Source organism: Lysobacter antibioticus HS124 (assembly GCF_000336385.2).
Lineage (GTDB): Bacteria > Pseudomonadota > Gammaproteobacteria > Xanthomonadales > Xanthomonadaceae > Lysobacter > Lysobacter firmicutimachus.
The window spans coordinates 1-19,546 of sequence record NZ_HG424507.1 but is presented as its reverse complement, the minus strand read 5'-3'; the positions used below and the strand labels follow the sequence as shown (position 1 = coordinate 19,546).

The window sequence follows — 19,546 nt, the reverse complement described above, 5'->3', positions numbered from 1 at the left end:
CTGCCGCCGCCGCCGCCAAGGCCGCCGACGCCACCGCCGACGCCGCGCAGAACGTCGCCGACAAGGCCGACGCCGCTGCCGACAAGGCCAAGGAAGAAGCCGCCAAGCACTAATCGCTGGCGCTCTCCCGCTGCACCGGAAGGCCCGCGCGAGCGGGCCTTTCTTTTTGTCCGACGAGCTCGGCGCGAACGCCCCAGCCCGACTGCGCCGCGAGCAACCGGCCAAGGCGCAAGCGCAGCGGCGCCTGCGATGTTCCGTGCCTCCGTGCGCCGGCGTGCGTTGTCGCGCGCCATCCGCCAGCGCTTGGCCGCGCGGCGCGCTTTGTGTTCTGATGCCGCGTCCAAAACCCACGGCCGTTGCGCGATGCCCGCCCTGACCTCCCAGCTCGACCCACGCTCGCAGGACTTCCGCGACAACGTCGCCTATCACCAGGCCCTGGTCGAGGAACTCGACGCGCGCTTGGCGCGCGCGGCGCACGGCGGCGGCGACAAAGCACGGGCCAAGCACACCGAACGCGGCAAGTTGCTGGCGCGCGACCGCATCGCCGCCCTGCTCGACCCCGGCTCGCCGTTCCTGGAAATCGCCCCGCTCGCCGCAGAAGGCATGTACGACGACGCGGCGCCGGCCGCGGGCATGGTCGCCGGCATCGGCCGCGTGCAGGGGCTGGAAGTGGTGATCGTCGCCAACGACGCCACGGTCAAGGGCGGCACCTACTTCCCGATGACGGTCAAGAAGCACCTGCGCGCGCAGGAGATCGCACGCGAGAACCGCCTGCCCTGCGTCTACCTGGTCGACTCCGGCGGCGCCTTCCTGCCGCTGCAGGACGAAGTGTTTCCGGACAAGGAGCACTTCGGCCGGATCTTCTACAACCAGGCCCGTCTCAGCGCCGAGAACATCCCCCAGGTCGCAGTGGTGATGGGCAGTTGCACCGCCGGCGGCGCCTACGTGCCGGCGATGTGCGACGAGTCGGTGATCGTCAAGGAACAGGGCACGATCTTCCTCGGCGGCCCGCCGCTGGTGAAAGCCGCGACCGGCGAAGTGGTCGACGCCGAAGCGCTCGGCGGCGCCGACGTGCACACCAGCGTGTCCGGCGTGGCCGATCACTTCGCCGAAGACGACCGCCACGCGCTGCAGATCGCGCGCGACATCGTCGCCACCTTCAACCGCAAGAAGTCGCTGCCGGTCGCCGCACAGGCGCCGCGCGATCCGCTGTATCCGGCCGAGGAGTTGTACGGCATCGTGCCCAAGGACACCCGCAAGCCCTTCGACATCCGCGAAGTGATCGCGCGCGTCGCCGACGGCAGCGAGTTCCAAGAATTCAAGGCGCGCTACGGCAAGACCCTGGTCACCGGCTTCGCCCATCTGCACGGCTACCCGGTCGGCATCGTCGCCAACAACGGCATCCTGTTCGCCGAAAGCGCGCTCAAGGGCGCGCACTTCATCGAGCTGTGCAACCAGCGCGGCATTCCGCTGGTGTTCCTGCAGAACATCACCGGCTTCATGGTCGGCAAGAAGTACGAGAACGCCGGCATCGCCAAGGACGGCGCCAAGATGGTCACCGCGGTGGCCTGTTCGCACGTGCCCAAGTTCACCGTGGTCATCGGCGGCAGCTTCGGCGCCGGTAACTACGCCATGTGCGGCCGCGCGTACGGCGCGCGCTTCCTGTGGATGTGGCCGAATGCGCGCATCAGCGTCATGGGCGGCGAACAGGCCGCGTCGGTGCTGGCGACCGTGCGCCGCGACGGCATCGAGGCGGCGGGCAAAGTGTGGACGGCCGAGGAAGAAGACGCATTCAAGGCGCCGATCCGCGAGCAGTACGAGAACCAGGGAAACCCTTACTACGCCACCGCACGTCTGTGGGACGACGGCATCATCGATCCGGCCGACACCCGCCGCGTGCTCGGCCTGGGCCTGTCGGCCAGCCTCAACGCGCCGATCGAGGATCGCACCCGCTTCGGCGTGTTCCGGATGTGATCCATCGCGCCGCCGCAAGGCGGCGCGCGCTTTTGCGAGCCATCCCGACAGCGCGTGCGCCATCGCGCTATCGCGCAGCGGCATCGATGCGACCATAGACGGCGCGCCGGGCACCTTGCCCGCGCCGGCTTTGGCCCCCGCGCGCGCATCGCCCGCGCGCGCCGTTCCATTGCGCGATTTCGTCCGCGACTTCGCCGCGCTTCGCATCGAGTCCGAGCCGGTTGCGGGGCATGCGAGACGACGATCCGACGGCGCATGGCCGTGCCGCATCGCATTCGAACACAACGGCGCGACGAAACCGTTCGCCTAACACTCCGGACCGGTGCCATTGCGCGTCGCGACCGATCCGCGTTGCGCGATCCTCTTCGTCGGCTGCCGATGCCGAACGCGCCTGTCGAAGCAGCGCCGGCTATTCATCGTCATGAAAACAAACTGAATTCTTTTTGTCATGAGCGCAGCGGCTGAAATCGACTGAATGCGCTGTGCTCCGCGCGCTTTTCCGCATCGCCGATTCGCGCGCGAAATCTGAATCGGAGTCGCCGTTTCCTGCAACTCGGATTGGTGAGATGCATCACAGTGGGGGCTTCGGATCAGCGTGTTAGGCTCCGTCGTTCACGCGTGTCATCACTTGATCCCCCGACCTGAGGAAACACCGCGTCATGGCTATCTTCAACCAGCCCGCTCCGCCCAAGCGCGACAATCCGGTTCCGCCGCCGCAGCCTGAAACCGCGCTCAAGCGCGAACCCGACACGCTCAACGAGTTCAGCTTCGGCCAGCCGACGCCGCCGCAGACACCGATCGCGCCCGCTCCTGCCGCGGCCGCGCCGGCACCGCGCGCGCCCGAGCGCGAGACGGTGAAGGAATCGCTGATCGCCTCGGACCTGTCGATCGAAGGCAAGATCCAAGGCTCGGGCCATATCCGCATCGCCGGCCGCTTCAAGGGCGACGTGCAGGTCGACGGCGACCTCACCGTCGAACTCGGCGCCAAGCTCAACGGCGGCGTGCGCGCGCGCAAGGTCGTCATCGCCGGCGAACTGGAAGGCAACATCGAATCGGCGCAGCGCGTGGAGCTGCTCGAAAGCGGCGCGATGATCGGCGACGTCAAGGCCGGGGTGGTCACCGTCGCGGCCGGATCGCGCATGCGCGGCCAGGTCGAATTCGGCTGGGAAGACAAGGACAGCGGCAACGCCAAGTCGTCCAAGCACGAGAAGAACGGCAACGGCGCCAAGACGGAGAACGGCGCCGACTCATGAGCGCCGTCCGCCAGGGCCAGCCCGGCGCGACGCGCGTATGTCCGCACTGCAAGGCGACGATTCTCGACAGCGCGAGCGTCTGTCCCGCGTGCAAGCACCATCTGCGTTTCGACTCCGATGCCGCTCAGCGTGCGGCGGCGAGGTTCTCGCCGCTGCACGTCGAAGGCACGATTCGCCCACCCCAGGGCGACGTCGCCTGGGAATACTCGATGGTGCTGTCGATCCGCAACGAGCGCGGCGACGAGATCACCCGCCAGGTGGTCGGCGTCGGCGCGCTGCACCCGGGCGACGAACGCACTTTCACCTTATCGGTCGAGGCCTTCGAGGCCGTCGGCTGGAAAGCCGCGAGCAAAGGACGGCTGCGCCGCTGATCCGCGGCGCCACGGTCACAGGAAAGGATCTTCTGGATGTCGCAACCGGCAGTGCCGCAACCGCTTTCGCTGTATGCGAGGTTCACGCTCGACCTGCAGCGCTATCAGGCCTACATGGATTCCGCCCCGGCGCGCCCGGATGAGTTCGGCGACTGGCCGGCGGCATCGGCGTTGCAGGCGGGGCTGGGCGGTCGCCGCGGCCACGCCGAGGCCTTGACCGATCCGCAGCCCGCCACCGTCGCCGAGGCGATCAAGGCCTGGCGCCAGGATTCGTGGACCGGCACTCCGCCGGTGGAATACGACGAACTGCGCCGCGAGCTGCGCATCGCCATGCTGCAGGTGTCCGGACACCCGATCGAGATGCTGCGCGTGCTCAGTCCGCTGCGCGGTGCGGCCGGCTTCAACGACGCCGGCTCGGACGACTTCATTCTCGCCTTCGACTTCCGTCGCGGCCGCGGCGAAACCCCGGCCTATCTGCGGCTGAGCGACGGCGCCAGCCGCTTCGAACGCGCGCCGTCGGCGCCGCATATGGACGAGGCGCGCAGGCACCTGGACCGCGCCGAGGCCTACCTGCGCGAGCGCGCCGGCTGAGGCGGCGCGCAATCGTTCGGCGCCGGCGGGCCGAGCGGCGTCAGCCGGAAGGGCCGCAGTTGTCGCAGCCGGCGCAGTTCGGGCCGCTCGCGCGCGGCGCCGGGGCGATGCGCCGGCCGAGCTTGCGCATCCAGTCCGGCCGCCCCTCGCGCACCAGCGGCAGAGCGCAGGCGAGGCGCAGGCGACGCACGCCGCCGGGGAACTGCTTGCGCGCGACCACGGCCGCACTGACCGCGACCGCGATCGCGATCACCACGTATTGCGCGAACAGCCCCGGGTCCATCGCTCAACCCGCTCCCAGCCAGACCGCGACCTGATAGGTCAGCAGCGAGGCCAGATACGCCAGCGCGAACAGATAGCCGGCGGCGATCCCCACCTGCTTCCACGAATTGGTCTCGCGGCGGATGGTGGCCAGGGTGGAAATGCACTGCGGCGCGTAGATGAACCACACCAGCAGGGCCAGCGCGGTCGCCAGCGACCAGGTGTCGGTGATGATCGGGGTCAGCGCCTGCGCCGCGGCTTCGTCGTCCGGCGCCGACAGCGCGTAGACGGTGGCCAGCGAGGACACCGCCACTTCGCGCGCGGCCAAGCCCGGAATGAGGGCGATGCAGATCTGCCAGTTGAAGCCGATCGGCGCGAACACCGCGGTCATCGCGTGGCCGATGCGGCCGGCGAAGCTGTAGTCGATCGCCGGCGCGGTGGCGCCTTCCGGCGCGCCCGGGAACGACAGCAGGAACCACAGCAGGATGGTCAGGGCCAGGATGATGCCGCCGACCCGGCGCAGGAAGATCCAGGCCCGCTCCCACAGGCCGATCAGCAGATCGCGCGGATTGGGAACGCGGTACGACGGCAGCTCCAGCAGCAGCGCATGCTCGCTCTTGTCGCGGCGCCACTTCTTCATCACCCACGACACCGCCAGCGCGCTGAGGATGCCGGCCATGTACAGGCCGAACAGGACCAGGCCCTGCAGGTTGAGCAGGCCCCAGACCTGGCGCTGCGGAATGAAAGCGCCGATCAGCAGCGCGTACACCGGCAGCCGCGCCGAGCAGGTCATCAGCGGCGCCACCAGGATGGTGGCGAGGCGGTCGCGCGGGTCCTGGATCGAACGCGTGGCCATGATCCCGGGGATCGCGCAGGCGAAGCTCGACAGCAGCGGGATGAACGAACGCCCCGACAGGCCGGCGCCGGCCATCATGCGGTCGAGCAGGAAGGCCGCGCGCGGCAGGTAGCCGGACTCTTCCAGCGCCAAGATGAAAGCGAACAGGATCAGGATCTGCGGCAGGAACACCACCACGCCGCCGAGGCCGGCGATGACGCCGTCGACCAGCAGGCTGCGCAGCGGCCCGTCGGGCAACAGCGCGCCGGCTCGCTCGCCGGTCCACGCGGTCAGCGCCTCGATCCCGTCCATCAACGGCGTGGCCCAGGCGTACACCGCTTGGAAGATCAGGAACATCACCACCGCCAACGACACCAGGCCCAGCACCGGATGCAGCAGCCAGCGGTCGAGCGCGTCGTCGATGCGCGCGGTGCGGGTCGGCATGCGCACGGTCAGCTCGAGCAGACGCCGGGTTTCGGCGTGCAGGTCGGCGCCCTCGGCCAGGCGCACGCGCGGCTCGTGCGGTTCGCGCGGCGCGACCGCGATCCGGTCCAGCAGGGCCACCAGCTCGCGCGCGCCGTCGCGCTTGACCGCGACCGTCGGCACCACCGGCACGCCGAGCTCACGTTCCAGCGCGGCCAGGTCGATGTCGATGCCGCGGCGCTTGGCCGCGTCCATCATGTTGATCGCCACCAGCATCGGCCGGCCGAGCTCGCGCAGCTCCAGGGCGAAGCGCAGATGCAGGCGCAGGTTGGTCGCATCGACCACGCACAGCAGCACGTCCGGCGCCGGCTCGCCCGGATAGAAACCGCGCAGCACGTCGCGGGTCACCGCCTCGTCGAGGCTGGCCGCGCTGAGGCTGTAGGCGCCGGGCAGGTCGAGCACGGCATAGCTGCGCCCGGACGGCGCGTGCAGCCGGCCTTCCTTGCGCTCGACGGTGACGCCGGCGTAGTTGGCGACCTTCTGCCGGCTGCCGGTCAGCAGGTTGAACAGCGCGGTCTTGCCGCAGTTGGGGTTGCCGACCAGGGCCACCCGCATCGGTGCGGTCGCGGGCATGGCGCCGGCCTCGGCGGCGATCGCGCTCATGCCGGCGGCTCCAGCCGCACCCGCACTCGCGCCGCTTCGGTGCGGCGCAGGGCGAAACGGGTGTAGCCGACCTGCACCAGCAGCGGCTCGGCGGCGATCGGACCGGCCGCCATCACTTCCACCCGCTCGCCGGCGACGAATCCGAGTTCGCGCAAGCGCCTGGCAATGGTGTCGTTGGGAACCTGATCATCGACGGACTCGACCGTGGCCGCAGTACGGCGCGGCAGTTCGGACAGCTTCAAGAGGCGGCTTCCAGGAAGGAGGTGGCGACCCAAATGGGAATTGTTCTCATTCTAGCACTGGTACAACGGACAGGGGCGGAGCCGGCAAGCTGAACGGTATCATTCGCCAACTCCAATCAACTCCCCCGCCCGATGACCCACCCGCTGCTGAGCCTGCGCGAGGGCCCTGTCGCCCGCCTGCGCCTGAACCGTCCCGAGCTGCACAACGCCTTCGACGCCATGCTGATCGCCGCGCTGACCGGCGCCCTGGACGCCGCCGCGGGCGACGACGAGGTGCGGGTGGTGGTGATCGAAGGCGAAGGCGCCTCGTTCTCGACCGGCGCCGACCTCCACTGGATGCGCGGCATGGCCGCCGCCGGCGAGGCCGAGAATCGCGAGGACGCGCTGGCCCTGGCGCGGCTGATGCGCACCCTCAACGAGCTGCCCAAGCCGACCGTGGCCCGGGTCCAGGGCGCGGCCTTCGGCGGCGGGGTCGGCCTGGTCGCCTGCTGCGACATCGCCATCGCCGCGCCGGCGGCCAAGTTCGGCCTGACCGAGAGCAAACTCGGCCTGCTGCCGGCGGTGATCTCGCCCTACGTCATCGAAGCCATCGGCGCGCGCCAGGCGCGGCGCTGGTTCGCCACCGCCGAAATCTTCGACGCCGCCACCGCGCTGCGCATCGGCCTGCTGCACGAACTGGTCGACGAGGATCAGCTCGACGCCGCGGTCGCGCGCCAGGTCGAGCTGCTGCTCAAGGCCGGCCCGCGCGCCGCCGCGCAAGCCAAGCAACTGGTGCGCCGGGTCGCCGGCGAACGCGACGGCGCGCGCCTGGACGCCGACAACGCCGCGCTGATCGCCGCGCTGCGGGTGTCCGCCGAAGGCCAGGAAGGCCTGAGCGCCTTCCTCGACAAGCGCAAGCCGAACTGGGCGCGCTGAGCCCGCGACGCGCCAGGGCGTCCCGTGCGGACGCCTGAGCGCATGCGCATACCGCTACGTACGCACGCCGACGGCGACGCATTCGCCCACGCCGGGGCGACACGAGGCCGCCGCATCGGCGAAAATCGCCGGATCGCGTCCGCCCCCGGCGCCGCGGCTCCCGACCACGCGCCTCGCTGCGCCCCGACCTGCGGCCTGCCATGTTCGAAAAGATCCTGATCGCCAACCGCGGCGAGATCGCCTGTCGCGTGATCCGCACCTGCCGCCAGCTCGGCATCCGCACCGTCGCGGTGTATTCCGAGGCCGACGCCGACGCCCAGCACGTGCGCCAGGCCGACGAGGCCTATCCGATCGGCGGCCCGCGCCCGGCCGACAGCTACCTGCGCGGCGACGCGATCATCGAGGTCGCGCGGCGCAGCGGCGCGCAAGCCATCCACCCCGGCTACGGATTTCTCAGCGAGAACGCCGACTTCGCCGACGCGGTCGAGGCCGCCGGCATCGCCTTCATCGGCCCCAAGGCGGCGTCGATGCGCAAGATGGGCAGCAAGGCCGGGGCCAAGGAACTGATGCAGGCCGCCGGCGTGCCGGTGGTGCCGGGCTACACCGGCGCCGACCAGGACCCAGCGCTGCTGCAGCGCGAGGCCGACCGCATCGGCTACCCGCTGATGATCAAGGCCGCCCACGGCGGCGGCGGCAAGGGCATGCGCATCGTGCGCGAAGCGGGCGAATTCGCCGCCAATCTGGAGAGCTGCCAGCGCGAGGCGCGCAACGCCTTCGGCCGCGACCGGGTGCTGCTGGAGCGCTACGTCGAGCGTCCGCGCCATATCGAGATCCAGATCTTCGGCGACAACCGCGGCGAAGTGATCCATCTCAACGAACGCGAGTGCTCGGCCCAGCGCCGCTACCAGAAGGTGCTGGAGGAATCGCCCTCCTCCTTCCTCAGCGCCGAGCTGCGCGCGCAGATGGGCGCCGCCGCGGTCCAGGCCGGCCGCGCGATCGATTACGTCAACGCCGGCACGGTCGAGTTCATCGTCGGCCAGGACGGCGGTTTCTACTTCATGGAGATCAACACCCGCCTGCAGGTCGAGCATCCGGTGACCGAATGGGTGACCGGCGTGGACCTGGTCGAATGGCAGCTGCGCGTGGCCGCCGGCGAACCGTTGCCGCTGGCCCAGGACGCCATCGTCCAGCGCGGCCACGCGATCGAAGTGCGGCTGTACGCCGAGGACCCGGAAGCCGGCTTCCTGCCCGGCTCGGGCAAGCTCGAACGCCTGCGCCTGCCGGCGGCCGATGCGCACGTGCGCCTGGACTCGGGCGTGGTCGAAGGCGATACGGTGACGATCTTCTACGACCCGATGATCGCCAAGCTGATCGTCGCCGACGCCGACCGGCCGCGCGCATTGGCGCGGTTGCGCGCGGCGCTGGCGCAGTGCGAGATCGCCGGGCCGAAGTCCAATATCGAATTCCTCGAGCGCCTGGCGCGGCATCCGGCGGTGGTCGAGGGCACCATCGACACCGGCTACCTGGACCGCCATCTCGACGAGTTCATGCCCGCCGCGCACCGCGACGACGCCGGCGAGCGCGACCTGCTGCTCGGCGCGGCGGTATGCGAGCTGCTGGCGCAGGAGCGCCGCACTCGCCAGGACGCTGCGGCCTCCAACGACCCGGGCTCGCCCTGGGCGGTCGCCGACGGTTGGCGGCTCGGTCACGGCGGCCGTCGCAGCCTGGCCTTCCTGAGCCGCGAACAGCGCCTGGAGCTGCAGGCGCACGGCAGCGCCGGCGACTACCGCATCGAACTGGCCGGCGCCGACGGCACTCATCGCATCGAAGGCGCGCGCCTGCACGGCGACGAGTTGAGCCTGCGCATCGACGGCCGCGCGCGCCGGTTGCGCACGCTCGGCGACGGCGCCCGCTTGGTGCTGCACGACGGCGAACGCCGACTGCGCCTGGAATCGGTGCCGATGTACCGCCACGAACAGGGCGCCGCCGCCGGCTCCGGCAACAACGTCAACGCGCCGATGCCGGGCCGGGTAGTGGTGGTCAAGGCCGCGCCGGGCGATGCCGTGGAGGCCGGCCAGGAAGTGCTGGTGATCGAGGCGATGAAGATGGAGCTGAGCCTGAAGGCGCCGCGCGCCGGCGTGATCGCCGAGGTGCGCGCCGCGGCCGGCGATTTCGTCGAGGCCGACGCGGTGCTGGCGACCCTGGCCCCGGCCTGAGCGGACCGTACGGCGGCGCAACATCGACCGCTATCGAAATTTCCGCAATGATGGAGGCCCCGGCTGGAGCGCCGGGGCCGTCCCGCCGGCGCCGCTCGGCGCACCGGCCTCGCATCGCCAAGAGGGATCTCGCATGCTTCGGTATCCGATCCTGAGTCTTGCGCTCACCGCCGGCCTGGAACGGCTGCGCGGTCGCCGAACGGCCGCCTTCGGCCGCCCTGCCCTGCGACCCACCCCAGATCGGCGACCAGGGCCCGGTCGAAGGCCGTCCGATCCTCGGCAACGCCGCGCCGCCGACGCCCTCGCCCCGACCGTCGAGCCAATGTCCGCCGCCGCGCGCGCCCTGCGCCCGCTTGTGCTCGCCGCGCTGGCGCTGTGCGCCGGCTGCGTCGCCTTCGAGCGCAGCCCGGTGGCCGAACGCCGCTGCGACCGCGACCTGCCCGGGCACTGGCGCCTGCGCGCGGAAGGCATCGACAAAACCCTCCGCATCGATGCGCGCTGCCACACCGAAGACTGGCCCGGCCTGCGCGAGCGTCCGGTCGCGCTGGACCTGACCGGCTTCGCGATCGGCGAAGACCGCTACATCGTGCTGTCTCCGGCCGAAGCCGAACGCGCGATCGGCGCCGAAGGCCGCAGCCTGACCGGCGCGGCGCCGGCCGGCGCAGTGTTCCTGGTCTTGTATCGCATCGAGGACGGCCGCATCAGTGCCTGGCTGCCCGATTCGCAACGCGCACTGGCCGCGATCGCCCGCGGCGAGCTCGATGGGCGCAAACTGGAGGACCGCTTCGCCCTCGTCCAGGGCGACGCCGAGCGCCTGCGCGCCACGCTCGCCCGGCACACCGATCTGCTATACGACACGCGCGCCAAAGCCATGTCGCTGCAACGCGTCCCATCCAAGGAACATCCGTGACTCAGCCCTCCGCCGTACGCATCGTCGAAGTCGGTCCCCGCGACGGACTGCAGAACGAAAAGACCCCGATCGCGACCGCCGACAAGATCGCCCTGATCGACCGCCTGTCCGCGACCGGACTGCGCAGCATCGAGGCGACCAGCTTCGTCAGCCCCAAGTGGGTGCCGCAGTTGGCCGACGCGGCCGAAGTGTTCGCCGGCATCGCCCGCCGCCCCGGCGTGCGCTACCCGGTGCTGGTGCCGAACGAGCAAGGCTACGACCGCGCGCGCGCGGTCGGGGTGGAGGAAATCGCGGTGTTCACCGCGGCCTCGGAAGCCTTCAACCAGAAGAACATCAACGCCAGCATCGACGAGTCCCTGCAACGCTTCGCGCCGGTGCTCGCGCGGGCCAAGGCCGACGGCGTGGCGGTGCGCGGCTACGTCTCCACCGTGCTCGGCTGTCCTTACCAGGGCGCGGTGCCGGTCGCCGACGTGGTGCGGGTGGCGCGCTCGCTGTTCGACATGGGCTGCTACGAGATCTCGCTCGGCGACACCATCGGCATAGGCACGCCGGGCAAGGCGCGGGCGATGTTCAAGGCGGTCGCCGCCGAAGTGCCGGTCGCGGCGCTGGCGGTGCATTTCCACGACACCTACGGCCAGGCCCTGTCCAACATCCTCGCCTGCCTGGAAGAAGGCGTGGCGGTAGTCGACTCGGCCGTGTCCGGCACCGGCGGCTGCCCCTACGCCAAGGGCGCCAGCGGCAATGTCGCCAGCGAGGACGTGGTCTATATGCTGCACGGCCTGGGCATCGACACCGGCATCGACCTGGATGCGCTGGCCCGGACCGGGCGCTGGCTGGCCGGCCTGCTCGGCCGCGAAACCGGCAGCAAGGTCGGCAAGGCCCTGGCGGCGGCGTGAAGCGCGACGCGCCCGCGCCGGAGCCGCCGCCGAGCCGCACGGACGATCCGGCGCGGGTCCTGGCGGCGCTGGAGCGGGCGCAGCAGGACCCCAAACTCGACCCGGCGCTGCGCGCCCTGCTCGCCGAAGCCGCGGCCGCGCTGCGCGCGCGCGGCGGCGATGCCGAACACCGCTGCCTGTACCGCGCCCTGTTCGACTCGATCCCCGACTTGGTCACGGTGCTCGACGAAGAAGGCACGGTGATCGAGATCAACCGCCAGGGCACGCATGCGCACCGGCGGGAGCGCGAGGACATCCTCGGCCAGCCGATCCACGTGCTCAATCCGGAGCTGCCGCAGGACCACCTGGTCCCGGTGTGGGAATCCCTCAACCGCGGCGAGACCTACGTCATCGAGGTCACCAACAAGCGCGGCGACGGCACCCGCTTCCCCGTGGAGGTGCACTCGGCCGCGTTCGTCCACGAGGGCCAGCGCCGGATCATCGCGGTCGCCCGCGACCTGAGCACCCGCCAGGACGCCGAGCTGCGCTTCCGCGAACTGGTCGAACTGATCGACCGCGGCGTGATCGTGCAGGACGACGGCCTGCGCATCGTCTACGCCAACAGCGCGGCGATGCGGCTGCTGTCGCTGCACAGCGGCGACAGCATCGTCGACGAGTTGCGCTCCGGCCATTGGATGGTGATCGACGAACGCGGCCGCGAGCTGCCGCCCACGCAATACCCCTCGCGCATCGCCCTGGAAACCGGGCGCGTGGTCGAGAGCACCGTGCTCGGCCTGTACCCCCGCAACCGCCACGAACTGATCTGGCTGTCGGTGACCGCGGTGCCGAAGTTCCCGCCCGGCGGCGACCGGCCGAACCAAGTGTTCGCACTGTTCTCCAACGTCACCGCGCTCAAGCGCGACAGCGCGCTGTTCGACCGCGCCCAGGCCCTGGCCCACATCGGCGGCTGGGAGTGGGACGCCGGCCGCGACAGCCTGTATCTGACCGACGAAGCCGCGCGCATTCTCGGCCGCGAAGTCGTGCCGACCACCATCGAGGAATTGCTCGACTGCCTGCGCCCGATGGACCGCCATCGCTTGCGCAGCCACCTCGACCGCAGCGTCGGCGGCGGCCGCGGGCTCGATCTGGAGCTGCAGGGCGTGCGCCCGGACGGCAGCGTGTTCTGGGTGCGGGTGATCGGCGACGCCGGCGCCGGCGATCCGGTCGGCCAAGTGCTGACCGGCACCCTGCAGGACGTCACCGAGCGCAAGCAGGAAGAAGAACACCTGCGCATCCAGGCGCGCAGCGATCCGCTGACCGGCCTGCTCAACCGCGACGCGGTGCTAGCCGAGCTCGAACAACGCCTGGACACCTTCCCGCAATCGCCGCTGGCGGTGCTGTACATCGACCTGGATCGCTTCAAGGTGGTCAACGACGTGCTGGGCCATGCCGCCGGCGACCGCCTGCTGGCCTCGGCCGCGCGCCGCATCCGCCAGGCCATCGGCAACGATCCGGCGCAGATCGCCCGCTTCGGCGGCGACGAATTCCTGGTGGTGTGCCCGCTCGACGGCGAGCCGCTGCGCGCCGAACGCATCGCCGACGCGATCCTGGAAAGCTTCGGCGACAGCTTCCGCGTCGACGGCGAAGAGTTCAGCATCACCGCCAGCATCGGCATCGCCCAGGCGCCCCTCGACGGCCGCACCGCGCAACAGCTGATCCAAAGCGCCGACGTGGCCATGTACGACAGCAAACGCCGCGGCCGCAACAGCTGGCAGGCCTTCACTCCGGAACTGGCCGAACAGCAGCTGCACCGCCTGCAACTGGAAACCCACCTTCGCCGCGCGGTGCACAACGACGAGTTCCATCTGGTCTACCAACCGCAGGTCGACCTCGGCGACGGCCGGGTGATCGCGGTCGAAGCGCTGATCCGCTGGCGCAACCGCTCGCTGGGCGAAATGCGCCCGGACCGCTTCATCGGCCATGCCGAAACCACCGGCGACATCGTCGGCATCGGCGGCTGGGTGCTGCACGAGGCCTGCCGCCAACTGCGCCGCTGGCGCGACGAAGGCCTGCGGGTCGAACGCGTCGCGGTCAACGTCTCTTACCGCCAGTTCCTCGGCGACGACCTCGCCAGCAACGTCGCCGCGGCGTTGTCCGAACACGGCCTGCCCGGCAGCGCGCTGGAGCTGGAATTCACCGAACGGGTGCTGATCGAGGACGCGCCCGACACGGTGCGCACTTTCGCCCGCCTGCGCGAACTCGGCGTGCACCTGTCGATCGACGATTTCGGCGAAGGCTACAGCGCGCTCAACTACCTGCGCCGCCTGCCGATCCACGGCCTCAAGCTGAGCCAGTTGTTCGTCCAGGGCGTGCCCGACAACCAATCCGACGTCGCCGTCTGCCAGGCCGTCACCGGCATCGCCCGCAGCCTGGGCCTGGGCCTGGTCGCCGAAGGCATCGAGACCGAACGCCAGCGCGGCTTCCTGCGCGAGCTGGGCGTCGGCATCGGCCAGGGCTTCTTGTTCGCTCCCGGCTTGTCGCCGGGGGACCTGCGCGATTACTACCTGAGCCGTACGAACTGAGCCCGGGCCTACGCGACCCGGCACACGCCGCGACGGCCGGTCAACGCGCCGCGAACTCGTCCATCGCCTCGCTGCGCCCGATCGCCGCCAGCCGAGCCCGGACCTCGTCCAGCCATTGCGCTTCCGGCCGGCGCGTGGCCCAGCCGTAGCTGCGCGGCAACAGCAGCGGCCGGTCGTCGAACGCCGCGATCAGGGTGGCGTTGATCGAGTCGGTGCCGATCGGCCGACGCTGCGGCAGCCTCAGCGCCAACTCGCGGGCGTGGCGCTCGTAGGAATCGAGAATCGCGCGTTGCGCGGCCGGATCGGGCCGCACCGCCTGTTCGTAGGCCGAATAGGCGACCAGAAACGACGGCGGCCGATCCTCGAGCAAGGCCGCCTGCAGACGCAGATGGCCGTCGACGATGACATAGCCGTTGAGGCAGCTCAGATACCACAGCAGCACCGGCGGCAACGCCTCCTCGCGCGCCTTCTTGCGCCACCACTTGAGCCGGCCGTCGTCGACCGCGGCCGGCGCGCGCAGGTTCAGCAGCGGGTAGCGTCCGTGCCACCAGTCGATGAAGAACAGCGGGTCTTCGCGCAAGGCGTCGCGAGCATCCTCGAGCCACCAGCTCGCTTGCGCCCGGCGCAGGGGCTCGGTTTCGAACGTCCAGGTTCCGGGCTTGGGGCGCATCGCCATCAACACCCACAGCCCCGGGTACAGGAACGAGGCCGGGCCGTCCGCCAGCGCCTGCGCGAACACCCGGCTCCATCCGGGCAGGCGTTGCGCCTGCGGCAACGCCGCATGCCGCTCGACGATCGCCGAATCCAGCGTCGACGCCGGCACTGGCGCCGGCGCCTCGTCGGCGCCGCGCAGCCAATAAACGCCCTCGTAGTCGCTCAGCAGCGTCGCCCAGAAGCGCACTACCGATTCATCGCTGCCCGCGCACTCCTGCACCAGCCGGATCCGGCCGTTGTCGCCGCTCTCCAGGTGCAACGGCGGCTTGCGATGGCGGCCGTCGTCCATCCTGCACTGCAGGGCCAGGCCGAACCACTGGCCGCCATCGGTCTCCAGGTCTTTCCAGTGCAGGTTCATAGGGCCGGACGACTGCGTTCGCGCAAGGCGCGTATCGCCTGAGGACGGGGGTATCGCAGCCGCGCGAAGACAGTGTCGGGATCGCGCTGGCGATGGTGTTCGCCGGTAGCGAACGCCCCTTCGCTCAATGCGCATCGCGGCATCTGGCCGACGCTGAGCTGGAGCCGCTCGAAACGGTCCTTTTCCTTGGCTGTGGGTATATGCGTCAAGATGCGATCTCGTCCGTCGCCCGACTCAATGCGGCTGTGCCGCTGCTTCGTCTGCCGGATCGTAAATGTCCAGTTCCAGCTCGATTCCGCGCTGCCCCAGCGCGAGCAGCGCTTGGGGCGAAAGCCGCAGATTGTCGTTGCCGCTTTCCATGAACACTCCGCAGAACAGGTCCACTCGGTAGCGCTCCCCCAGCGAGCGCCAGACCGCCAGGTCGTCGGTCACGCCGCCGAGGATCGTGAAGATCTGCGCTTCGATGTTTTCAGGCCTGTTGTCCACGGCGCTCAGGCTCCAGCGGCCTGTCTTGAGGATACGCACCCGCCCGGTGGCCGCGTTGACCAGCCGGTCGCCTTTGCGCGCCGAACTGCTCGGGCTGCTGCCAAGCAGCGTGCTGACTTCATCGGGGTCCAGGTCGTCGCCGAACACCCGCAACACCGCAGTAGACCATTCCGCCCGACTCATCCGTGCTCCGTAAATATCGCTGCCGTTCCGCCCCCGGGTACGGGCATCGGACTCAAGCCGTCAGGTGCTTGGCCGCCCACGCGTCCGCCACCGCCGTCGCCCGCGGCCGGTCGGCCTTCATGTGTTCGATCCGGCGTGCCGCCGCCTCGCGGTCGCCGGCCGCCAGCGCCGCCGCCGCGGCCAGGATCGTCGGCGCCTCGGCCAGCCGTGCGGCGACCTTGGCCAGATCGGCATAGCCCTCCAGCCAAGGCAAGCCGTGGGCCGCGAAGGCGTCGGCCAGTTCGGGCGCCAGCAGCGCCGGGTCGCTGTCGGGCGCGAGCGTCCACCAATGGTCGCGGGCCTGCGGCATCAGCGCGCCGATGCGCTCGCGCAGGGTGCACTCGTACTCCTTGGGCTTGCCGGCCAGCGGAGCGTTTCCAGCCAACACCTCGATCTCGGGGATGTACAGGCCCAGATTGAGGGTGAAGCGCGCCTGCGCGGCGCTGTTGCCGCTGCTGGCCTGGACGTTCACCACCTGCCAGCGATCGCCGTGTCGGCGGTGGAAGCTGCGGCCGGCCTTGGCGAAGCCGTGAGATTTCAGCAGCGGGGCCAGTCCTGAAGCGACGACGGCGTCGATATGCTTGGCGGGGTCCATGGGTCTTGATCGGCGTCCTGGGCGTTGCGCCGCGCTCGGCGGCAGGGCGAGACTCAACCGCCGTCCGCGGCCAACTCGGCCGACAGTTCGCGGGTCATGGTCGCGATCTCCTCGGCGATCTGCTCGGGCGTGCGGCCGTTGTCCTCGCCGATGAAATTGCCGCCGCTGTAGTCCGAGCCGCTGCACAGCGGCAGGCGCCACAAGCGGCACTCGCCGGAGCGGGTACCGCGCTGGCACTCGGCCATGGCGGTGCGCGCGGCCACGCGCGGAATCAGGTCCAGGCCGCGGTAGGTCTTGCGCGCCTTGTCGATCACGATCGACTGGCATTGATCGACGAACGAGCCGAGCACTACGCATTCCTGCCCGGTCTGCTGGCGGCAGTAGTCCAGCGCCAGGCTGGAGGCCTTGGCGACGTCCAGCGAGTAGTTGGACGAGTACAACTGCGAACGCGCCGGATCGCTGACGTGCACGCCGAAGAACCGCAGGCGCTGCGGCGTAGGCATCATGGTGATCGCGGGCATGGTCGCCGGTGCGGTGCGCGGCGGCGCCGCGCGCTGCACCGGGCCGTTTCCGTAACCCGGCGTGGGGACGCAGATCGGTCCGGGCGCCCGGCCGATCGGACTCAGCCCTTCCGGACACCCCTGGTCGGCATGGGCCTGCTGGACGAGCAACGCCGACAGCAGCAGTCCCGCGGCCCGACAGGCCAGCTTCCTCATACGATCTCTCCTTGGCTTGCGATCCATGCCCCTTGACCCTGCCGACGGGCGGTCCGGGCGCCGGCCGTTACTGTACAACCGGCTCCGCAGCGCCTGCGCCCTCCCGGCGCCGAGTCCCGATGCGGCTACCGGCATCTTCGCATCGGCCCCGTCCTGAGCGAGGATGTGCACCGGTCCCCGACACAGAGTTATCGCATGGCCCTGCCGCCCGGCGTCCAGTTGCGCTCGATCCTGCCCCGCGACGATGCCGCGCTGGCCGCGATCGCCCGCCAGGTGCAGGCGGAGTTCGGCGCGGCCGCGATCAGCGACCCGGAACTGGACGCGATGCAGCGCAGTTACAGCCGCCCGCGCAGCGCCTACTTCCTGGTCGAACGCGACGGCAAGCTCGGCGGCGGCGCCGGCATCGCGCCGCTGCTCGGCGGCGACGAGCGCATCTGCGAGCTGCGCAAGTTCTACCTGCTGCCGTCGGTGCGCGGCATCGGCCTGGGCCAGGCCCTGCTCGACAAGTGCCTGCTGACCGCGCGCGGCTACGGCTATACGCAGTGCTACGTCGAATTGCTGGACCGCATGAGCGAGGCGCAGCGGCTGCTGGAGGCCAACAGCTTCCAGTTGCTGGACGCGCCGATGGGTTACGCGGAGCTGGCGGGCAGCCATACCTGGTACTTGCGCACGGTCTGACCGCGTCCGCGGCCGCCGGCCGCGGTCGGCGCCGATACCCCGGCTCCTTTAGAATGGCGGCTTTCCGCCTTCAGGAACCGCCCATGCAACTCGAAAACGCCCGCGCCGTCGTCACCGGCGGCGTCTCCGGCCTCGGCCTGGCCGTGGCCCAGCACCTGGTCGCCCGTGGCGGCAAGGTCGCCCTGTTCGACGTCAACGACGACAAGGGCGCGCAAGCCGTGGCGGCGCTGGGCGCGGACAAGGCGCGCTATTTCCGCACCGACGTCACCGACGAGGCCGGGGTCGCGGCCAACCTGGCGGCCGCGCGCGAGTTCCTGGGCGGGCTGAACGCGGCGATCAACTGCGCCGGCATCCTCGGCGCCGGCCGCGTGCTGGGCAAGGAAGCGCCGATGCCGCTGGGCCAGTTCCAGAGCACGGTGATGGTCAACCTGGTCGGCAGCTTCAACGTCGCCAAGGCCGCGGCCAACCTGATGCAGCACAACGAAGCCGGCGAAGACGGCGAGCGCGGCGTGATCGTCAACACCGCCTCGGTCGCGGCCTACGAAGGCCAGATCGGCCAGGCCGCCTACTCGGCCTCGAAGGGCGGCGTGGTCGGCATGACCCTGCCGATGGCGCGCGAACTGTCGCGCTTCGGCATCCGGGTGATGACCGTCGCTCCGGGCATCTTCTGGACCCCGATGGTCGACGGCATGCCCGAATCGGTGCAGCAGTCGCTGTCGGCCTCGATCCCCTTCCCCTCGCGCCTGGGCCGCCCGGAAGAATTCGCCGACCTGGTCGGCTACATCCTCGGCAACCGCTACCTCAACGGCGAGACCATCCGCCTGGACGGCGCTACCCGGCTGGCGCCGAAGTAAGCGAGGCCGGGATTCGGGTTTGGGAATTCGGGATCGGCAAAGCGATCCCCGCTCCGCCCGGCGTCCCCCTCCGCTTTTGCCAACCCCGAATCCCCAATCTCGAATTCCGAACAACGATGAAAGCCTACGACGTCAAAAAAGGTAACGTGGTCGAACACAACAACACCGTGTACCAGGTGCGCGATATCGAACGCAGCTCGCCGCAGGGCCGCGGCGGCAACGTGAAGTACCGCTTCACCATGTACTCGGTGCCGGGCGGCACCAAGTTCGACCTCAGCGTCGGCGCCGAAGACGAGCTCAAGGAAGTCGAGCTGAGCCGTCGCCAGGCGACCTTCTCGTACAAGGACGGCGACGCCTTCGTGTTCCTCGACGACGAGGACTACACCCCCTATACGCTCGATGCCGACGTGGTCGGCGACGCTGCCGGCTACATCGTCGGGGACCTGTCGGGCTGCTACGTGCAGATCATCGACGACCAGCCGGTGGCGCTGCAGCTGCCGCAGAGCGTGGCGATCGAAGTGATCGAGACCCCGCCGGAGCTCAAGGGCGGTACCGCGACCAAGCGCCCGAAGCCGGCCAAGCTGTCGACCGGCATCGAAATCATGGTGCCGGAATACATCGGCAACGGCGAACGCGTGCTGGTCAACACCACCACCGGCGAGTTCGCCGGCCGTGCGGACTGAGATCGCGCTGTGGGCCGCCGGCGCGCTCGCGCTGGCGGCCGGGTGCTCGCGCCTCGGCGCGGACGCCGGCGCGGGCTGCCAGACGCCGCCGCGCATCGAAGCCGGCCATGCCGGCGGCTGGTGCGGCTT

At 70.2% G+C, this 19,546-nt stretch carries 19 protein-coding genes; 12 read left to right on the top strand and 7 right to left on the bottom strand.

The features are described 5' to 3' along the window. Positions 1 to 363: 363 nt before the first annotated feature. The 4 genes from TX83_RS12185 (at position 364) to TX83_RS12170 (ending at position 4,189) form a co-directional block, all read left to right on the top strand. Positions 364 to 1,974 carry a carboxyl transferase domain-containing protein gene (locus tag TX83_RS12185; protein ID WP_064748220.1) on the top strand — a complete coding sequence of 537 codons (1,611 nt, stop codon included), beginning with the start codon at positions 364 to 366 and terminating at the stop codon, positions 1,972 to 1,974. Between the two features lie 659 nt (positions 1,975 to 2,633). Then, positions 2,634 to 3,227 carry a polymer-forming cytoskeletal protein gene (locus TX83_RS12180; RefSeq protein ID WP_064748218.1) on the top strand — a complete coding sequence of 198 codons (594 nt, stop codon included), beginning with the start codon at positions 2,634 to 2,636 and terminating at the stop codon, positions 3,225 to 3,227. Next, entirely contained in the window at positions 3,224 to 3,598 is a 375-nt protein-coding gene (locus tag TX83_RS12175) for a hypothetical protein (RefSeq protein ID WP_064748217.1), read from the top strand. The genes TX83_RS12180 and TX83_RS12175 overlap by 4 nt, the downstream gene beginning before the upstream one ends. 36 nt (positions 3,599 to 3,634) lie before the next feature. Then, entirely contained in the window at positions 3,635 to 4,189 is a 555-nt protein-coding gene (locus TX83_RS12170) for a hypothetical protein (RefSeq protein ID WP_064748216.1), read from the top strand. A 40-nt stretch (positions 4,190 to 4,229) separates the two neighbouring features. Here the strand turns inward: TX83_RS12170 and TX83_RS12165 are convergent, their stop codons facing one another. The 3 genes from TX83_RS12165 to TX83_RS12155 are packed head-to-tail and all read right to left on the bottom strand — an operon-like array spanning position 4,230 to position 6,613. Further along, on the bottom strand, positions 4,230 to 4,472 hold the full coding sequence (locus TX83_RS12165; protein WP_064748215.1) for a DUF6587 family protein: 243 nt from the start codon (positions 4,470 to 4,472) through the stop codon (positions 4,230 to 4,232). Positions 4,473 to 4,475: 3 nt separating this feature from the next. Further along, positions 4,476 to 6,371 carry a ferrous iron transporter B gene (gene feoB / locus TX83_RS12160; RefSeq protein ID WP_261370121.1) on the bottom strand — a complete coding sequence of 632 codons (1,896 nt, stop codon included), beginning with the start codon at positions 6,369 to 6,371 and terminating at the stop codon, positions 4,476 to 4,478. Beyond that, entirely contained in the window at positions 6,368 to 6,613 is a 246-nt protein-coding gene (locus TX83_RS12155; protein WP_064748214.1) for a FeoA family protein, read from the bottom strand. The genes feoB and TX83_RS12155 overlap by 4 nt, the downstream gene beginning before the upstream one ends. Positions 6,614 to 6,745: 132 nt before the next feature. Between TX83_RS12155 and TX83_RS12150 the strand changes: the two genes are divergently transcribed. The 5 genes from TX83_RS12150 (at position 6,746) to TX83_RS12130 (ending at position 14,111) form a co-directional block, all read left to right on the top strand. After that, the gene (locus TX83_RS12150; RefSeq protein WP_064748213.1) at positions 6,746 to 7,528 is read left to right on the top strand and encodes an enoyl-CoA hydratase-related protein; all 783 of its coding nucleotides are present in this window, start codon (positions 6,746 to 6,748) and stop codon (positions 7,526 to 7,528) included. 200 nt (positions 7,529 to 7,728) lie between these two features. After that, complete coding sequence (locus tag TX83_RS12145; protein ID WP_064748212.1) at positions 7,729 to 9,744, top strand: acetyl/propionyl/methylcrotonyl-CoA carboxylase subunit alpha; 2,016 nt, start codon at positions 7,729 to 7,731, stop codon at positions 9,742 to 9,744. Between the two features lie 322 nt (positions 9,745 to 10,066). Continuing rightward, complete coding sequence (locus tag TX83_RS12140) at positions 10,067 to 10,654, top strand: hypothetical protein (protein ID WP_064748211.1); 588 nt, start codon at positions 10,067 to 10,069, stop codon at positions 10,652 to 10,654. Beyond that, the gene (locus TX83_RS12135) at positions 10,651 to 11,550 is read left to right on the top strand and encodes a hydroxymethylglutaryl-CoA lyase (protein ID WP_064748210.1); all 900 of its coding nucleotides are present in this window, start codon (positions 10,651 to 10,653) and stop codon (positions 11,548 to 11,550) included. The genes TX83_RS12140 and TX83_RS12135 overlap by 4 nt, the downstream gene beginning before the upstream one ends. Next, the gene (locus TX83_RS12130) at positions 11,547 to 14,111 is read left to right on the top strand and encodes a sensor domain-containing protein (RefSeq protein ID WP_064748209.1); all 2,565 of its coding nucleotides are present in this window, start codon (positions 11,547 to 11,549) and stop codon (positions 14,109 to 14,111) included. The genes TX83_RS12135 and TX83_RS12130 overlap by 4 nt, the downstream gene beginning before the upstream one ends. A gap of 40 nt (positions 14,112 to 14,151) precedes the next feature. Here the strand turns inward: TX83_RS12130 and TX83_RS12125 are convergent, their stop codons facing one another. The 4 genes from TX83_RS12125 to TX83_RS12110 form a co-directional block, all read right to left on the bottom strand. Beyond that, positions 14,152 to 15,183 carry a hypothetical protein gene (locus tag TX83_RS12125; protein ID WP_064748208.1) on the bottom strand — a complete coding sequence of 344 codons (1,032 nt, stop codon included), beginning with the start codon at positions 15,181 to 15,183 and terminating at the stop codon, positions 14,152 to 14,154. A 234-nt stretch (positions 15,184 to 15,417) separates the two neighbouring features. Continuing rightward, entirely contained in the window at positions 15,418 to 15,852 is a 435-nt protein-coding gene (locus TX83_RS12120) for a DUF4279 domain-containing protein (protein WP_064748207.1), read from the bottom strand. A gap of 52 nt (positions 15,853 to 15,904) precedes the next feature. After that, positions 15,905 to 16,486, bottom strand: coding sequence for a DUF4304 domain-containing protein (locus tag TX83_RS12115; protein ID WP_064748206.1), 582 nt, complete (start codon positions 16,484 to 16,486; stop codon positions 15,905 to 15,907). A 53-nt stretch (positions 16,487 to 16,539) separates the two neighbouring features. Next, entirely contained in the window at positions 16,540 to 17,202 is a 663-nt protein-coding gene (locus TX83_RS12110) for a DUF4189 domain-containing protein (protein ID WP_064748205.1), read from the bottom strand. A 195-nt stretch (positions 17,203 to 17,397) separates the two neighbouring features. Here TX83_RS12110 and TX83_RS12105 point away from each other — a divergent pair, with 195 nt between their 5' ends. The 3 genes from TX83_RS12105 (at position 17,398) to yeiP (ending at position 19,417) form a co-directional block, all read left to right on the top strand. After that, positions 17,398 to 17,880: a GNAT family N-acetyltransferase gene (locus TX83_RS12105; RefSeq protein WP_064748204.1), complete on the top strand. Its 483-nt coding sequence runs from the start codon at positions 17,398 to 17,400 to the stop codon at positions 17,878 to 17,880. An 83-nt stretch (positions 17,881 to 17,963) separates the two neighbouring features. Then, positions 17,964 to 18,734 carry an SDR family NAD(P)-dependent oxidoreductase gene (locus TX83_RS12100; RefSeq protein ID WP_064748203.1) on the top strand — a complete coding sequence of 257 codons (771 nt, stop codon included), beginning with the start codon at positions 17,964 to 17,966 and terminating at the stop codon, positions 18,732 to 18,734. A 116-nt stretch (positions 18,735 to 18,850) separates the two neighbouring features. Beyond that, positions 18,851 to 19,417, top strand: coding sequence for an elongation factor P-like protein YeiP (yeiP, locus tag TX83_RS12095; RefSeq protein WP_064748202.1), 567 nt, complete (start codon positions 18,851 to 18,853; stop codon positions 19,415 to 19,417). The last annotated feature ends 129 nt before the right edge of the window (positions 19,418 to 19,546 follow it).

What these genes read in the sequence shown, in the direction of transcription:
- TX83_RS12185 (WP_064748220.1), top strand. Translation starts at nt 364, where the DNA reads ATGCCCGCCCTGACCTCCCAGCTCGACCCACGCTCGCAGGACTTCCGC.
- TX83_RS12180 (WP_064748218.1), top strand. Translation starts at nt 2,634, where the DNA reads ATGGCTATCTTCAACCAGCCCGCTCCGCCCAAGCGCGACAATCCGGTT.
- TX83_RS12175 (WP_064748217.1), top strand. Translation starts at nt 3,224, where the DNA reads ATGAGCGCCGTCCGCCAGGGCCAGCCCGGCGCGACGCGCGTATGTCCG.
- TX83_RS12170 (WP_064748216.1), top strand. Translation starts at nt 3,635, where the DNA reads ATGTCGCAACCGGCAGTGCCGCAACCGCTTTCGCTGTATGCGAGGTTC.
- TX83_RS12165 (WP_064748215.1), bottom strand. Translation starts at nt 4,472, where the DNA reads ATGGACCCGGGGCTGTTCGCGCAATACGTGGTGATCGCGATCGCGGTC.
- feoB (WP_261370121.1), bottom strand. Translation starts at nt 6,371, where the DNA reads ATGAGCGCGATCGCCGCCGAGGCCGGCGCCATGCCCGCGACCGCACCG.
- TX83_RS12150 (WP_064748213.1), top strand. Translation starts at nt 6,746, where the DNA reads ATGACCCACCCGCTGCTGAGCCTGCGCGAGGGCCCTGTCGCCCGCCTG.
- TX83_RS12145 (WP_064748212.1), top strand. Translation starts at nt 7,729, where the DNA reads ATGTTCGAAAAGATCCTGATCGCCAACCGCGGCGAGATCGCCTGTCGC.
- TX83_RS12140 (WP_064748211.1), top strand. Translation starts at nt 10,067, where the DNA reads ATGTCCGCCGCCGCGCGCGCCCTGCGCCCGCTTGTGCTCGCCGCGCTG.
- TX83_RS12125 (WP_064748208.1), bottom strand. Translation starts at nt 15,183, where the DNA reads ATGAACCTGCACTGGAAAGACCTGGAGACCGATGGCGGCCAGTGGTTC.
- TX83_RS12120 (WP_064748207.1), bottom strand. Translation starts at nt 15,852, where the DNA reads ATGAGTCGGGCGGAATGGTCTACTGCGGTGTTGCGGGTGTTCGGCGAC.
- TX83_RS12115 (WP_064748206.1), bottom strand. Translation starts at nt 16,486, where the DNA reads ATGGACCCCGCCAAGCATATCGACGCCGTCGTCGCTTCAGGACTGGCC.
- TX83_RS12110 (WP_064748205.1), bottom strand. Translation starts at nt 17,202, where the DNA reads ATGAGGAAGCTGGCCTGTCGGGCCGCGGGACTGCTGCTGTCGGCGTTG.
- TX83_RS12105 (WP_064748204.1), top strand. Translation starts at nt 17,398, where the DNA reads ATGGCCCTGCCGCCCGGCGTCCAGTTGCGCTCGATCCTGCCCCGCGAC.
- TX83_RS12100 (WP_064748203.1), top strand. Translation starts at nt 17,964, where the DNA reads ATGCAACTCGAAAACGCCCGCGCCGTCGTCACCGGCGGCGTCTCCGGC.
- yeiP (WP_064748202.1), top strand. Translation starts at nt 18,851, where the DNA reads ATGAAAGCCTACGACGTCAAAAAAGGTAACGTGGTCGAACACAACAAC.